Origin of the sequence: Streptomyces justiciae (genome assembly GCF_015163075.1) — a bacterium.
Classification (GTDB): Bacteria; Actinomycetota; Actinomycetes; order Streptomycetales; family Streptomycetaceae; genus Streptomyces; species Streptomyces justiciae.
Genome location: NZ_JADDXU010000001.1, coordinates 325,005 through 339,981 on the forward strand (window position 1 = coordinate 325,005; position 14,977 = coordinate 339,981).

14 protein-coding genes are annotated in these 14,977 nt (G+C 72.8%); 5 read left to right on the forward strand and 9 right to left on the reverse strand.

Annotation, left to right across the window (positions count from 1 at the left end):
- Position 1 precedes the first annotated feature (1 nt).
- Positions 2-406, forward strand: coding sequence for a hypothetical protein (locus tag IQ210_RS01495; protein ID WP_194075902.1), 405 nt, complete (start codon positions 2-4; stop codon positions 404-406).
- Positions 407-444: 38 nt separating this feature from the next.
- Here the strand turns inward: IQ210_RS01495 and IQ210_RS01500 are convergent, their stop codons facing one another.
- The 4 genes from IQ210_RS01500 to IQ210_RS01515 form a co-directional block, all read right to left on the reverse strand.
- A complete protein-coding gene (locus tag IQ210_RS01500; protein WP_194075905.1) occupies positions 445-1,872 on the reverse strand; it encodes a S28 family serine protease in 1,428 nt (475 codons plus the stop codon).
- Positions 1,873-1,967: 95 nt separating this feature from the next.
- A complete protein-coding gene (locus tag IQ210_RS01505; protein ID WP_194075907.1) occupies positions 1,968-2,603 on the reverse strand; it encodes an LppU/SCO3897 family protein in 636 nt (211 codons plus the stop codon).
- A 115-nt stretch (positions 2,604-2,718) separates the two neighbouring features.
- On the reverse strand, positions 2,719-4,506 hold the full coding sequence (locus IQ210_RS01510) for a glycoside hydrolase family 3 protein (protein ID WP_228046681.1): 1,788 nt from the start codon (positions 4,504-4,506) through the stop codon (positions 2,719-2,721).
- A 602-nt stretch (positions 4,507-5,108) separates the two neighbouring features.
- Positions 5,109-6,026, reverse strand: a complete 918-nt coding sequence (locus IQ210_RS01515; RefSeq protein WP_194075911.1) for a LysR family transcriptional regulator — start codon at positions 6,024-6,026, stop codon at positions 5,109-5,111.
- 107 nt (positions 6,027-6,133) lie between these two features.
- Between IQ210_RS01515 and IQ210_RS01520 the strand changes: the two genes are divergently transcribed.
- From IQ210_RS01520 to IQ210_RS01530, 3 genes are all read left to right on the forward strand, one after another.
- Positions 6,134-7,090, forward strand: coding sequence for an EamA family transporter (locus tag IQ210_RS01520; RefSeq protein ID WP_194075914.1), 957 nt, complete (start codon positions 6,134-6,136; stop codon positions 7,088-7,090).
- 344 nt (positions 7,091-7,434) lie between these two features.
- Complete coding sequence (gene aroA / locus IQ210_RS01525; RefSeq protein ID WP_194075916.1) at positions 7,435-8,682, forward strand: 3-phosphoshikimate 1-carboxyvinyltransferase; 1,248 nt, start codon at positions 7,435-7,437, stop codon at positions 8,680-8,682.
- Entirely contained in the window at positions 8,679-9,314 is a 636-nt protein-coding gene (locus IQ210_RS01530; RefSeq protein WP_194075919.1) for a GNAT family N-acetyltransferase, read from the forward strand. Before aroA ends, IQ210_RS01530 begins: the two co-directional genes overlap by 4 nt.
- A gap of 24 nt (positions 9,315-9,338) precedes the next feature.
- Here the strand turns inward: IQ210_RS01530 and IQ210_RS01535 are convergent, their stop codons facing one another.
- Positions 9,339-10,292 (reverse strand): LysR family transcriptional regulator, encoded by a 954-nt coding sequence (locus IQ210_RS01535; RefSeq protein WP_194075921.1) that lies wholly within the window; start codon positions 10,290-10,292, stop codon positions 9,339-9,341.
- Between the two features lie 51 nt (positions 10,293-10,343).
- On the opposite strand from IQ210_RS01535, the gene IQ210_RS01540 reads away from it, so the two are divergent.
- A complete protein-coding gene (locus IQ210_RS01540; protein ID WP_194075924.1) occupies positions 10,344-10,907 on the forward strand; it encodes an RBBP9/YdeN family alpha/beta hydrolase in 564 nt (187 codons plus the stop codon).
- Here the strand turns inward: IQ210_RS01540 and IQ210_RS01545 are convergent.
- From IQ210_RS01545 to IQ210_RS01560, 4 genes are all read right to left on the reverse strand, one after another.
- Positions 10,894-12,159 carry an MFS transporter gene (locus tag IQ210_RS01545; RefSeq protein WP_194075927.1) on the reverse strand — a complete coding sequence of 422 codons (1,266 nt, stop codon included), beginning with the start codon at positions 12,157-12,159 and terminating at the stop codon, positions 10,894-10,896. The genes IQ210_RS01540 and IQ210_RS01545 overlap by 14 nt on opposite strands.
- A gap of 79 nt (positions 12,160-12,238) precedes the next feature.
- Positions 12,239-13,039, reverse strand: coding sequence for a sugar phosphate isomerase/epimerase family protein (locus IQ210_RS01550; RefSeq protein WP_194075929.1), 801 nt, complete (start codon positions 13,037-13,039; stop codon positions 12,239-12,241).
- 18 nt (positions 13,040-13,057) lie between these two features.
- The gene (locus tag IQ210_RS01555) at positions 13,058-13,990 is read right to left on the reverse strand and encodes a bifunctional helix-turn-helix transcriptional regulator/GNAT family N-acetyltransferase (protein WP_194075932.1); all 933 of its coding nucleotides are present in this window, start codon (positions 13,988-13,990) and stop codon (positions 13,058-13,060) included.
- Positions 13,991-14,165: 175 nt separating this feature from the next.
- A complete protein-coding gene (locus IQ210_RS01560) occupies positions 14,166-14,963 on the reverse strand; it encodes a DUF4253 domain-containing protein (RefSeq protein ID WP_194075934.1) in 798 nt (265 codons plus the stop codon).
- Positions 14,964-14,977 lie beyond the last annotated feature (14 nt).

Consider the following 14,977-nt stretch of genomic DNA (forward strand, 5'->3'; position numbering starts at 1 on the left):
AGTGGACCGAGGGACTGGTGCGATACGGCGGCGGGCCGCGGTCGTGCTCGCCGGGCTGACCGCTTCCGGGCTGCTCGCGATCGCGGTGCCCGGTCAGGCGCAGGCCGTTTCGGCGGACTCCTGCGAGGGCCGGAAGATCCGCACGTTCACCTTCTCCACCGGCTCCGTCAAGCTCTACAAGGACGGCGGCTGGCTCTGCGCCATGACGTTCCCGAAGAGCACCGGCGGCGGCAAGCGCACCATGATGGTCAGCATCCAGGCGCGCGGCTTCGGGGCCGTCGTCGACAAGGGGAAGTACACGCATCACGCCGGGCCGGTGAAGACGTACGCCGGCACCCGCAAGGTGTGGATCAAGGGCCAGGTGGGCCGGGGGACCTACGAGTCCAGCAGCTGGAAGCGGTACTGAGAGCTCCGGTGCGCCCTGTGGCGCACCGGAGCCGAGTGCTACGGACGCAGCGTGGGCTCGCGCTCCATGTCGCGCACGTCCAGCTTCTTGTCGTACGACGCGAGCGGCTTCGCCTCGGCGACCGCGGCGGCCGAGACGCCCGCCCAGTCGAGGATGCGGGCCGTCGCGAAGGCCTTCTGGTCGGCGACCAGACCGGCCACGTTCGCGTAGTGGTTCAGGCCGGGGGCCGTGAAGACGTAGGAGTCCTTCGCGCCCTTGTCGACGCGGAACCGCTCGCCGCCCCACGGGTCGTTCTGGCCGTAGACGTAGAGCATGTGCCGGGCGTTGTGCCGGATCCAGGTGTCGACGTCCCGCATCGCGTACGGCTGGAACTTCGTCGGGATGTCACGCGGGACGAAGTTGCGCGGCGGCTGGTAGCCGTAGCGGATGTACTTCTTCTCGATGTACGGGAAGTGGATGGTGGGCGCGCCGAGTTGGGTGGCCGCCTGGTAGTAGTACGGGGTGTACGGCTCCAGGCCCTGGTCGGTGTAGAAGGAGAACCCGGAGATCGTGTCGATCGAGTTCCAGATCTGGTCGTCGGTCGCGGTCTTCGCGTCCGGCGGGATCAGCTCGTCGTCGGCGCAGTCGGCCAGCAGGTTGTACTGCCAGAAGCCCCACACGTAGTCGAGGACGACGGCCTCGTACGCCCGGTCCAGGCTGCCGATCGTGGTGAAGGTGTAGCCCTCCGCCTCCGCGTAGGCCGCGTACTTCTTCTCCAGGGACTCCCGGCGCACCAGCGCCTCGCGCTGCACGGCGTTCAGCCGGTCGCGGCACTCCTTGGTGCCGACGGAGGCGAAGAAGCGGTCGTAGGCCGAGTCCTCGTCGTTGACGACGTCGTTGGGGGCCACGTACGCCACCACGCCGTCCATGTCCTTGGGGTAGAAGCGCTCGTAGTAGGTGGCGGTCATGCCGCCCTTCGAGCCGCCGGTGGCGATCCAGTTCTTCGAGTAGACGGTCTTCAGCGCCTTGAAGATGCGGTGCTGGTCGCTGGCCGCCTGCCAGATGTCCAGCTTGCTCCAGTCGTCCGGGTCGGGCCGGGACGGCGTGAAGAAGCGGTACTCCATGGAGACCTGGTTGCCGTCCACGATCTGGGTCGGCTCGCGGCGGCTCGGCGTCGTCGAGACGTTGTAGCCGCCGGTGTAGAACACCGTCGGGCGGCTGACGTCCTTGTGCAGCACGGTGATCCGCTGCTGGAACGTGCCCTTGGACGGGTGCCGGTGGTCCACCGGCTGGGTGTAGTTGAGGACGAAGAAGCGGTAGCCGGTGTAGGGCTTCTCCTCGATCAGGCTCATGCCCGGTATGGAGAGCAGTTGCTCCTTGATATCGGTGGTGGTGGCCTCCGGCTCGGCGGCGGTGGCCGCCCCTGCCGTGCTCAACGTGCCTATGAGCACCGTGAGCGCCAGCAGCCATCTGAGCGCCTTGCGCATGCACCCTCCCCTGTGAGACAGATGTGCGAGCGGAAGCTATCGGAGCAACTCCCGTGCGCACCAGGGGAGATCGGGAAAAGTTCGGGCGGCGCAGGTCAGAGCGGTCGGGCGCAGCCGACCGGTTCCCGGCCACCGAGCTGGACGTACAGGGCCGTGGACAGCGGGCACCGGCTGCGCTTGGCGACCGCCTTCGTCACCTTGAACTCCGGCTTCTTCGCGCCCTTGCCGTCGCACGCGGTCTCGCGGACCTGCCCGTCGCCGGAGCCGTAGACGCAGTCGCCGACGATGGTGCGCGGCCCGCCCCCGCCGCCCGGGTCGCCGGGGTGCGGGGCGGAGAGGTTGCGCATACAGGCGTAGCCCTGCGGGACCGCCCCGTCGCCGTCCTCGTCGGAGGACGGGGCCTGTTCGCTGATGTGCAGCACGAAGTCGGTGGTGCTGGGGCACAGCGGGCCGTCGGCGGTGGTGCCGTCGAAGCGCGCCACGACCCGCGCCGCCGCCCGCTCACTGGTGCAGGGCACCTCGGTGAAGCTGGTGGTGCCGAAGGAGCTGCACTCGTCGACGCCGAGGAACACCGTCCCGTACCCGGAGGGCCGGGTCGGTGTCACCTCGTTGCTGATCCGGCCGTCGCTCTCGGTGCCGCGGTCCGGTGTGCTCTGGCAGCCGGTCAGCAGGGCCGCGAGCAGCACGGCGAGCATGGCGCACACCGCCCCGGCCGACCATCTCTCGCGCATCGCATCCCCCCGGACACCCCGGACCAGCGTGACCCGCCGTGGCGGGGACACGCCAGCCGTGCGGGGTGCTTTGCGCCCTTTGGCGGGCGTGCGCCGGGTGTGTGGCGTACGCGCACTACGTCGGATACGAGAGCCCGTGGCCGATCGGATAGAGCACCTGCGCCGGATCGTCGGCCTTCTGCACCGGCACCGGCAGCTTCCCGCGCGGTGCCACCGCGCCCGCGATCACCCGCGCGGCGGCCCGCAGTTCGACGTCGGTCCAGGAGTACGCCGCCACGTAGGCCGGGACGCCGGGCAGTTGGGCCACGTCGTACGGATTGCGGATCGCGATCGCCACCACCGGCTTCCCCGTCGCCAGCAACTGCTCGACCAGCGACTTCTGCGCGGCGTTCAGGTTGTACGTCCCCACGACGACCGTGTCCGCGTCCTGCGCCGCCGCGACCGCCTTGGCGACGGTGGCGGCCGAAGGTGCCGTGCCCGTCGACAGGGCCGTGGCCGTGAAGCCGAGTTCGGTGAACGCGGTCGCGAGGACGCCGGTGGGCGGCCCGGTGGTGCCGGACGGGGAGGCCGGATCGGCGCCGCACACCAGGAGCCTGCGCGGCGACAGGGGCAGCAGCCCGCCCTTGTTGACCAGCAGGGTCGTCGTCCGCTCGGCGATCCGGTCGGCCGCCGCGAGATGGGCGGGGACGCCGACGGTACGGGTGACACCGCCCTGGCTGACGTACGGCCTCTCGAACAGCCCCAGTTTCGCCTTCAGCCGCAGCACCCGCAGGATCGACTCGTCGAGCCGCGCCTCGGTCAGCTCACCGTCCTGGACGGCCTTGAGCACGGCGTTCCAGGCGACGTCCAGGTTGGGCGGGTTGAGGAGCTGGTCCACCCCGGCCTTCAGGGCGAGCACGGGGACGCGGTCGTCGCCGTACTTCGTGCGGACGCCCTCCATGCCGAGGGAGTCGGTGACGATCACCCCCTCGTAGCCGAGCTCCTCGCGCAGGATGCCGTTGAGGATCGGGCGGGACAGGGTCGCCGGGTCGCCGGAGTCGTCGAGGGCCGGGACCATGATGTGCGCGGTCATGATCGAGTCGATGCCGGCGGCGATCGCGGCCCGGAACGGCGGGGCGTCCAGCCGGTCCCACTGCTCGCGGGTGTGGGTGATGACCGGGAAGCCGTAGTGGCTGTCGACGGCGGTGTCGCCGTGCCCGGGGAAGTGCTTTGCGGTGGCGGCGACCTGACGGCCGTGCTGGTACCCGGCGACCTCGGCGGCGACGAGCCGGGCCACCGCGTGCGGGTCGGCGCCGAAGGAACGGACGCCGATGACCGGGTTGGCGGGGTTGACGTTGACGTCGGCGACGGGGGAGTAGTTCTGCCGGATGCCGATGGCCCGCAACTCCTGGCCCGCGATCCGGCCGAGGGAACGGGCGTCCTTGCTCGACCCGCCCGCGCCGATCGCCATCGCGCCCGGGAAGAGCGTGGCGGGCTCGCCGACCCGGCAGACGATGCCGTGTTCCTGGTCGGTGGAGATCAGGACGGGCAGGCCGCGCGGCTGGGTGAGGGAGGCCTTCTGGATGCCGTTGGAGAGGTCGGCGATCTGGTGAGGGTCGCGGGTGTTGTGGGCCCAGGTGAAGTAGATGATGCCGCCCACGCGGTACTTGGCGAGCAGCTCGGCGGCGCTGCGGACGCCGATCTCCTTGAGGTTGGCGTCGATGTCGGCCTGGTCGGGGGCGGTGGCGGAGTGGCCGTAGACCCGCATCACGAAGAGCTGGCCGACCTTCTCCTCAAGGGTCATACGGGAGATGAGGGAACGGAGCTTCTTGTCGTCGAGGCCGGCGGCCCGGGCTTCGGTGCCGAATGCCAGGGCCGCGGTGACGCCCGCGCCGGCGGCGAGGACGGTACGTCTGGAGGGCAACGCGCACTCCTTCCGGAGATGTCCGCTGAAGGAAACTTCCGTGGGGACAGGGGTATCCGGGAAGTTTCTTCCAGTCAAGGGAGTGCGCGCACCGTACGTCATGGAGGGGCCGCCATCGGCGCTGTTGGAGGGGGGCGCGCCGATGGCGGCGTGCTGCCGGCCGCAGTACGGAGGAGAGGGTAGGTCAGCGTTCGCAGCCAGCAGCGAGGCCGACACCGCACCACGGTGACTCTCCGACAGCTCGGGGGTTGGACGGGCGGGGGTGGGGAGGGGTTCCCGGGTGGGGCGCGAATCCCGGAAGTTGGGGGGTGAGGGGGTATTGGGGTGGGTGGGTCGGATCAGCGGGGTCGGCGGGCGGGGCGGCTCGGCGGGGTGGGTGGGGCGGCCGGGTTGGTTTGATGGGGTCGGCGGGCCGGTTCAGGGGGGTCGGCGGGGCGGACGGGCTGGCTCAGCGGGGTGGTGGGTTGGCCGGGGTTGGTTTGGCGGGGCGGGTGGGCCGGTTCAGCGGGGTCGGCGGGGCGGCCGGTTCGCCGGGGTTAGCGGGGTGGCCGGGGCGGTTTGATGGGGTGGACGGGCCGGTTCACAGGGGTCGGCGGGGCGGCTCAGTGGGGCGGGTGGGCTGAGGTGTTGGGCCAGTGGTTCTGGAGGGTGTGGACCGTCTCCGTGATCGACGGGCGGCCCGCCGCGCCCGTGCGCCAGAGGGCGTACAGGCGTCGTACGGGGGTGGGGTCGAGGTCGACCTCGGCGACGCCGGCCGGCAGCGGGCCGCGGCCGAGGCGGGGGATGAGGCAGATGCCGAGGCCGGCGGCGACGAGCGCGACGAGGGTGGGGTTCTCGTCGGCCTGGTGGATGATCTCCGGCTCGTGCCCGGCGCCCCGCAGGGTCCGCACCAGCCACTCGTGGCAGACCCGGCCCGGCGGCTGGCACACCCACCGCTCCCCGCCGAGGTCCTCCCGCCGGACCTTCCCCCGCCCGGCGAAGGGATGCCCCTCGGGCACGAGCAGCGTGCACCGGTCCTCGCCGATCACCGCCTGCTCCACCCCGGGCGGCACCGGCAGCGGCGAGATGTCCCAGTCGTGCACGACGGCCAGGTCCAGCGCGCCCCGCGCCACCAGCCCCACCGACAGATGCGGGTCGATCTCGGAGAGCCGGACGTCGAGGGCGGGGTGCCGGCGGGCGAGGTCGGCGAGGACGCCCGGCAGCAGCCCGCGCGCCGCCGACGCGAACGCGGCCACCGTCAGCCGCCCCGCCGGAGTGTTGCGCCGCTGCTCGATACCGGTCTCGGCACGCTCGACGATGGCGAGCAACTCCTCAGCCGCGTCCACGAGTTGCAGCGCCTCCGCGGTGAGCCGCACCCCGCGCCCCTCCCGTTCCAGCAGCACGGTCCGGGTCTCCCGTTCCAGCTTGGCGATCTGCTGGGACACGGCGGAGGGGGTGTAGCCGAGCGCGGCGGCGGCCGCGCCGACGGTGCCGTGGACGGAGACGGCGTGCAGGGCGCGGAGACGTTGCAGATCGAGCACGGGGCCCTCCAATGCTTGGCTCTGCTCCAAATGCTTAGCTCTGCTTCATCCAACCATGCAGCAATCATCGCTGGTGCTACACGGTCACCCCGGGCGATCCTCGACGCATGCGCCCCGCCCACATCGCCCTCGCCGTCCTCGTCGCCGCCGTCTGGGGCGTGAACTTCACCGTCATCGAGATCGGCCTCGACCACTTCCCGCCGCTGCTCTTCTCCGCCCTGCGCTTCCTGGCGGCGGCCCTGCCCGCGGTGTTCTTCGTGGGCCGCCCGAAGGTGGCGTGGAAGTGGATCGTTGCGGTGGGCCTGGTCCTGGGGGTCGCGAAGTTCGGCCTGCTGTTCGTCGCGATGGACGCGGGGATGCCGGCCGGGCTGTCCTCCCTGGTGCTCCAGATCCAGGCGGTGTTCACGGCGGTGATCGCGTTCGCGGTCCTGGGTGAACGTCCCTCCGGAATCAGGGCGTTGGGCATGGCGGTGGCGCTGGCGGGCATCGCGGTCGCCGCCGTCGACGAGGGCGCGTCCGGCCCCCTCGGCGCGTTCGCCCTGTGCGTCGCGGCGGCGGCCTGCTGGGGCGCCTCCAACGTCCTCACCCGCAAGGCGGCACCCCCCGACGCCCTCAACTTCATGGTCTGGGTGAGCACGGTCCCGGTCCTCCCCCTCCTCGCCCTGTCCCTCCTGACCGAGGGCCCCACCCGGGACTACGACGCGCTGCGCGCCCTCGACTGGCAGGGCGCCGGCACGGTCGTCTACGTCGCCTGGGTCACGACGGTCTTCGGCTTCGGCGCCTGGGGCCGACTCCTCCGCCACCACCCGGCCTCCACGGTCGCCCCCTTCTCCCTCCTGGTCCCGGTCTTCGGCATGTCCTCGGCGACCCTGTTCCTGGGAGAGGGAGTGAGCGGCTTGCGCTGGTGCGCGGCGGCGTTGCTGGTGGGCGGGGTGGCACTGGCGTCGATGAACGTACGCCGGACCACGCCCGATCCCGCGCTCCCTTCGGCGGCCGCCCCCGAGGCCTCGCCCGCGGCTGACTCCGCGCCCCCTTCGACGGCTGCTCCCGCGACCGCCCCCTAGGCCCGTCCCGCACGGCCTGTCCCGCACCTGCCCGCGAGGCTTCTCCCGGGGCTGACTCCGTACCGCTATCGGCGGCTGCCCCGGGGGCGTCCCCGGCGGCCTCCCCCTAGGCCTGTCCCGCGGCTTCTTCTGTGGCTGCCCGCGAGGCTTCTCCCGCGGCTGACCTGCAACTAGCCCGGCGCTCCCTTCGGCGGCCGCCCCCGAGGCCTCGCCCGCGACTCTTTCCGTGGCCGCCCCTAAGGCCTCTCCCGTGGCTGCCCCCGAGGCCTCCCCCGAAGCCACCCCCGCGTTCCACCCCCTGGACGCCCCGGCGCCGGAAGCGCTCCGCGGCCGATCATGAGGGCATGCCCGCTGTCGCCATCCCCGGTTCCAAGTCCATCACCGCTCGCGCCCTGTTCCTCGCGGCGGCGGCCGATGGTGTCACGACGCTCGTACGGCCGCTTCGTTCCGATGACACGGAGGGGTTTGCCGAGGGGCTGGTTCGGCTCGGGTATCGGGTTGGGCGGGCGCCGGAGAGTTGGCAGGTCGACGGTCGGCCCGAGGGGCCCGCGGTGGCGGAGGCCGATGTCTACTGCCGGGACGGGGCGACGACCGCGCGGTTCCTGCCGACGCTGGCCGCGGCCGGCCACGGCACCTACCGCTTCGACGCCTCCGAGCAGATGCGTCGCCGGCCTCTGTTGCCCCTCTCGCGCGCTCTGCGCGACCTCGGTGTGGATCTACGGCACGAGGAGGCCGAGGGTCACCACCCGCTGACCGTCCGGGCGTCCGGCGTCGAGGGCGGCGAGGTCGTGCTGGACGCCGGTCAGTCGTCCCAGTACCTGACGGCGCTCCTGCTCCTCGGCCCGCTGACCCGCACCGGCCTGCGCATCCGCGTCACCGACCTGGTCTCCGTGCCGTACGTGGAGATCACCATCGCGATGATGCGGGCGTTCGGCGTCGAGGTCGCCCGGGAGGGGAACGTCTTCGTCGTCCCGGCGGGTGGCTACCGGGCCACGACGTACGCGATCGAGCCGGACGCCTCCACCTCCAGCTACTTCTTCGCCGCCGCGTCCCTCACGCCCGGCGCCGAGGTCACCGTCCCCGGCCTCGGGACGGGCGCCCTCCAGGGGGACCTGGGCTTCGTGGACGTCCTGCGCCGGATGGGCGCCGACGTCTCGGTGACGCCGGAGGGCACGACCGTCCGCGGCACCGGCCGGCTGCGCGGCCTCACCGTCAACATGCGGGACATCTCGGACACCATGCCGACGCTCGCGGCCATCGCCCCCTTCGCCGACGGCCCGGTTCGGATCGAGGACGTGGCGAACACGCGCGTCAAGGAGTGCGACCGGCTGGAGGCCTGCGCGGAGAACCTGCGGAGGCTGGGCGCGGACGTGACGGTCGGCCCTGACTGGATCGAGATCCGACCGGGGCTGGACCCGGCGACCGCGGGCGCCGAGATCAAGACGTACGGCGACCACCGCATCGTGATGTCCTTCGCGGTCACCGGCCTGCGGGTGCCCGGTATTTCGTTCGACGACCCCGGATGCGTGCGGAAGACTTTCCCCGGTTTCCACGAGGCGTTCGCCGCACTGCGAAGGGACATCGGGCATTGAGCTTCAAGCTGGAGGGGCCGCTCCTGGAGGGCGAACTGGTGCGCCTGGAACCGCTGGAGCACCGGCACGCGTCCGGTCTCGCCGCGGCCGCCGAGGAGGACCGCGACACGTACGGGTTCACGTGGGTGCCGCGCGCCCACGAGGTCGCCGGGTACATCGACGCCCAGCTCGGCCGGGCCGCGGACGGCAGGCTCGCCCCGTACGCCCAGATCTCGACGGCGACCGGACAGGTCGTCGGCACCACCTCCTACTGGGAGCCGCGCAGTTGGCGCTCGCCGGACCGTCTGGACGCCATCGAGATCGGCTTCAGCTGGCTGGCGGGGTCCGCGCAGGGCACCGGCGTGAACGCCGAGTCCAAGTACCTCCTGTTCCGGCACGCCTTCGAGGAGTGGGGCGTCTCCCGCGTCGACCTCAAGACCGACGCCCGCAACGCCCGCTCCCAGGCGGCGATCGCGAGCGTCGGCGCCCGCTTCGAGGGCGTGCTGCGCAACTGGTCGCGCTCCTGGGCGCCGGGCGAGGACGGACGGCTGCGCGACTCCGCGATCTTCTCCGTCACGGCGGAGGAATGGCCGCAGATCCGGCCGACGTTGGAGGCGCGGGTGGCGCGGGCCGTGGCCCGCCGGGCGAGCTGATCCCGGGCTCCTCGCCCAGCCCGCCTACGTCGCCCAGACGGCGATCATCAACTCGTCCGCCGCACGCCGCAGTTCCTCCCGTACGGCGGCCAGCACCGGGTCGTCCTCCGACCCGGTCCGCACCGCCGCGAACACGTTCCGGGACGGCGGCTCACCCTCGGTCCGTACGACGGACAGGCGCCGGCCGTCGTGCAACGGCCGTACCAGGCGCGGGATCAGCGCCACCCCGGCCCCCGCCTCGACGAGCGCCGCGACCGCCGCCCAGTCGTTCACCGCGTGCCGGATGTCCGGCGTGAAACCGGCCGTCGCGCACACCGCACGCGCCACCGCCCCCACACAGCTGCGCGGATGGCCCACGATCCAGGCGTCGGCGGCCAGTTCACGCAAGGGGACGGCCTCGTCCCGTCCCGCCAGCCGGTGGTCTTCCGGCACCACGAGGTCCATGACGTCGGTGAGCAGGTCGATGCGGCTGTAGCGGCGGTCGGTGTGCGGCGGCCCCGCGGCGAAGTCCACCGCCACCGCGAGGTCCACCTGCCCGCCGTCCAGCGCGGTGAACAGATCCGGCGGCTCGGACTCGACGACGTCGACCCGGACGTGCGGCAGCCGCGCCCCCAGCGCCCGCAGGGCCCCCGGCAGCAGCCCCAGGATGCCGCTGGAGAAGCAGCCGACCGTCACCGAGCCGCGCCCGCCCTCCCCGTACGCCGCCAAGTCGGCGCGGGCACGCTCCAGTTGGGCGGCGATCAGATCGGCGTGCGCCAGCAGGACCCGGGCCTGGCCGGTGAGCCGTACGCCCCGGCCGTCCCGTTCGGTGAGGGGCGCGCCCACCTCCCGGGCCAGCGCGGCGATCTGCTGGGAGACCGCGGACGGGGTGAGGTGGAGGGCCTCGGCGGTACGGGCGAGACTGCCCCGGCGCTGGAGTTCCCGCAGGACGGTCAGGCGGCGCAGATCGACGGTGAAGGTCTCGCTTACCTGTTCCATCGAGAAAGATTAACTGGACCGGGGGAGAGGGGATCGGAAACGATCAGTGTCATGACCGCCTACCTCATCCTCCACGGCTGGCAGAACCACCGCCCCGCCGACCACTGGCAGCACTGGCTCGCCGACCGCCTCACCGAACTCGGCCACCAGGTCATCTACCCGCAGCTGCCCGACCCCGACGACCCCTCGCTGGAGGTGTGGCTGACCGAACTGTCCCGGCATCTGGCGGCGGGTCCGGACGTCGTGGTCGCGCACAGCGCCTCCGCCGTGCTGTGGCTGCACGCGGTGGCCCGGGGGATGCCCGGGGTCGGGGACGTGGAGCGGGTGCTGCTGGTGGCGCCGCCGGCCGCGTCGGTCCTGGCCGGGTATCCCGAGGTCGCCGAATTCCTCGCGCCGCCCCTGGACTTCACGCTCCCGGGCCCGACGCTGCTGGTGGCGGGCGACGACGACCCGTACTGCCCGGGCGGCGCGCGGGCCGCCTACGGCGATCCGCTGGGCATCCCCACTCAACTCCTCCCCGGCGCCGCCCACTTGGACCTGGACGCCGGATACGGCTCCTGGCCGTCGGTGCTGGAGTGGTGCCTGGACCCGGAGGCGGAGTTCAGGGTCCGGTAGGCGCGGTGGCCGGGGGTTCCCCGGGCGCGGTGGCACCGGCCGCGCGCAGCTCCGGCGTGGTGACGCCGACCGCCGTCACCGCCGCCAGGCACATCAGCCCGCCGGCGATCAGCGCGGTCGCCCCGGAGCTCCAGCCCGCGACCAGGCCGCCGCGCAGGTTGCCCAGGTGGGGGCCCGCCTGGCCGACGATCGTCTCGGCCGCCGTGACCCGGCCCAGCAGGGCGTCGGGGGTGCGGGTCTGGACGATGGTCGTACGGGAGAGGACGGCGAGGGCGTCCGCAGCACCGGCCAGCGTGAGCAGACCGAGGCCCCACCAGGCGCTGGTCGTCAGTCCGAAGAGGAAGAGGCCGGTGCCCCAGCCGGCGGACGCGCACAGCATCACCGGGCCGGGGCGGGCCAGCCGGGTCACCGGGCCGGAGAAGGCGGTCGCGGCGACCCCGCCGACGGCGAGCGCGGACAGGAACAGCCCGAGGGTGCGGGGGTCGCCGCCGAAGCGTTCCTCGTTGACCACCGGGAAGAGGCTGGTCGGCATGGACAGGAGGGTGGCCGCCAGGTCGGTGAGCAGGGCGCCGCGCACCACCCGGTGGCCGACCAGGAAGCGCAGGCCGTCCAGCACCCCGTGGATCCCGGGGCGGGACCTGGCGCCCTCGGGCGGCAGCGCGGGCAGGCCGTAAGCGCCGTAGAAGGACAGGGCGAAGCTCAGGGCGTCCAGGAGGTAGCAGACGCCGATCCCCCACCATCCGAGGACGACACCGGCGACGGCCGGGCCGACCAGCATCATCGCCTGGCCGGTGACCTGCTGGAGGGCGAGACCGGCGGCCACCTGGTCCTTGGGCAGCAGCCGCGGCACGAACACCCCGGCCGCGGGGGCGCCGAGCGCGGCGAACGACGTCTGGACCGCGACCAGGACGAGGACCACGGCCACCGGCGCGTGCCCGGCGAAACCCTGCACGGCCAGCAGCACCGAGCAGACCGCCGAGCCGACGGTGCCGGTGAGATACAGCCGGCGGCGGTCGACGCGGTCGGCCCAGGCGCCCGCGAACAGGCTGACGCCGACCATCGGCACCGCCTGCGCGACACCGACCGCGCCGCTCCAGAACGCACTGTGGGTCATGTCCCAGACCTGGTACAGCACGGTGACCATGGTCATGAAGGTGCCGAGCGTGGACACCGTGCGCCCGAACAGCAGCCGCCGGAAGACGGGGGAGGTGCGCAGGGGCCGTACGTCGAGCAGCGCGTCGGACAGGCTCATGAGAGCGGGAGCGGGGGCGCGGAGGGCTGATGCACCCCGGGACGCTAACCGGCGACGGCCGCCCAGGCCACCGAATTAGTCACGCGCTGTCGTTCAGGAGGCGGCTCAGGTGCTCACGCCCCCGGCCGAGCAGTCCCGGAAGCGGCGCGGCCCCCTCGTACCAGCGCTTCTCGTACTCCCAGCACAGCCAGCCGTCCCAGCCGTGCCGGGAGAGGATCTCGACGCACTCGGCGAGCGGCAGCACGCCGGCGCCGAGCCGCAGCGGGGTGGTGTTCTCGGCTGAGGCGATGTCCTTGACCTGGACGTATCCGAGGTACGGGGAGAGCGCCGCGTAGGTCTCGCTGGGCTGTTCGCCGCCGAGCCAGGTGTGCATGACGTCCCACAGCGAACCGACGTTGCGGTGGCCGACCAGGCCCAGGACGCGGATCGCGTCGGCGCCGGTGCGGTGCGAGTCGTGCGTCTCCAGCAGAATCCGTACGCCGAGATCGGCGGCGTACTCCGCGGCCGTGCCGAGCCGCCGGGCGGCCGTGGCGTCGGCCTCCGCGCGGGACTGCTCCGGGCTCGCGCCGGGGAACACGCGGATGTACGGGGCGCCGAGGTCGCGGGCGAGGTCGAGGAGGGCGCGGATCTCCTCGATCACGGGCTCGTCGTCCCCGGGCGCGGCCACCCGCGCGTACCCGGCCACGCCGAGGATCTCCACCCCGGCGGCCTTGAACTCGCCGGCGACGTCGGCCCGTTGCTCCGCCCCGATCCCCGGATGCACCGCCTCCTCGGGATGCGCGCGCAGCTCGACCCCGTGGTACCCGTGCGCGGTGGCCAGCCGCAGCACCTCGGGGACGGGGAGACCGGGGACACCGAGAGTGGAGAACGCGAGTTTCATGGTTGGGGACTTTACGCGTCACTCCCGCGTGCCGTGCAGGTCCAGACGCCAGTCCTGACCGACCAGATCCTTGCCGAACGACCGGTGCGGCTTCTCGGCGAGCAGCACGAAGCCGTGGCGCTGGTAGATGTGGCGGGCGGAGCTGAGGATGTCGTTGGTCCACAGCACCAGGTCCCGGTAGCCGACCTCGCGGGCGAAGTCGACGACGGCCGTGACCAGCCGGTCCCCGATGCCGAGGCCGCGGGCGTCCGGCTCGACGAGCAGCAGCCGCAGCCGGGCCGTGGCGGGCGCCTCGTCGCGCACGCACATCACGCACCCCACCGGCCGCCCGTCCAGCTCGGCGATCCACACCCGCTCCAGATGCGGATCGTGATCCTCCGCGAAGTCGGCGACGATCCGCGCCACCAGCCCCTCGTAGTCGGCGTTCCAGCCGTACTCCGCCGTGTACAGCGCGGCGTTGCGCTGCACGATCCAGCCGAGGTCACCGGGACCGGGCTCGCGCAGCAACACGTCCTCACGGCGGGGCGGCCGCCCCTCGGAGAGGAGGTCGCGGACGGTCCGCATGGCCTCCGCGAGCCGCGGCCGCTCGGCGGCGGGCACGGTGGCGAGCAGCGCGCCCACCGATTCGTCCGCCCGCTCGGCGAGCAGCGCGGCGGTCTCCCGCCCTCGGACGGTGAGCGTGACGCGCCGCCGCCGCGGGTCCCGCCGCGAGGCCGTCCGCTCGATCAGCCCGTCCTCCTCGAACTTGTTGAGAATCCGGCTCAAATAGCCCGCGTCCAGCGAGAGTTCGGTCCGCAGGTCGGCCGCGTCGGTACGCGGAGAGTGCGCGAGCTCGTACAGGACCCGGGACTCGGTGAGGGTGAACGGGGCGTAGAGGTGGCGGCTGTAGTCGAGGGCGCCGATGACGTTGGTGTAGAAGCGGTTGAAGGCGCGGATGTCCTGGACGGTCATGGCGGGCGACCCCCGGGTGGCGAGGCGGACAGGGCGGCTCGGATAGTTGACTCAGTCAGAGATAACCGTACGACCGCCCCGCCCCGCCGTCCAGATCCCGGCCGCACCGGCTCAGACCCGCACCGGCTCAGTCCCGCACCAGCTCAGACCCGCGCCGGCTCAGTCATACGTCGGCTCAGTCCCACCAGAACCGCCACTCCGTCCGACCGATCAGCGCGTCCGCGTATTCGGGGAAGGGGGTCGGCGGGTCGTCCACGATGTTGTCGGCGGTGGACAGCACGTGCTCCAGGGCGAGCCGGTCCGCGCTCGCCCGGTCGAGGGGCGGCCGGGCGACGGAGACGTGGACGTCACCGCCGTAGGCACCCACCACACGTGCCCCGAACCGGTCCTCCCAGCTGCGCAGGAGGGCGGTCAGAAGGGGGATGGGCGCTCCGTGGTTCCAGCCGATGACGGCCGGGACGTCGGCGGCGCGGTGGGCGGGGACGAGGGCGAGCGACGGCGTGAAGGGCTCGGTGGAGAGGAGGTCGGCGACGGTGCGCCGCGCGGCCTCTTCAGGTGTCGTACCGGGGCCGCCGTCCCCCGACCCCGGACCGGCGGGAGCGAGCCCCGGCCAGGTCTCGAAGGGCGGCCCGGGATCGTGTGGCCAGGGCTCGACGTCCTCAGGAGTGTCGTCCGGTGTCTCCGCGCCGGCGGGCGTGGACCACCACGGCGGCCGCTTCTGCCGGTACGCCGCGAAGTCGGCCGCGAGGACCTCGTCCAGGCGTATCGCGTCGGCGGCGGCCGGGTCCTCCGGCCGGTCGTGCGGGTCCGGCCGGCAGAGGTGCGGATACCGGCCGGTGACGGCGGCCTGACGCAGCAGCTCGGCGAACAACTCGTCGATGTCGTCCGGCAGTTCGTCGCAGACCCAGATCTCGGCCGGGCCGCGGCGCTCGAACCGACCCGGGGGCAGCCCGGCGGGCAGGGAGAAGACCATGCCGCGACGATAAG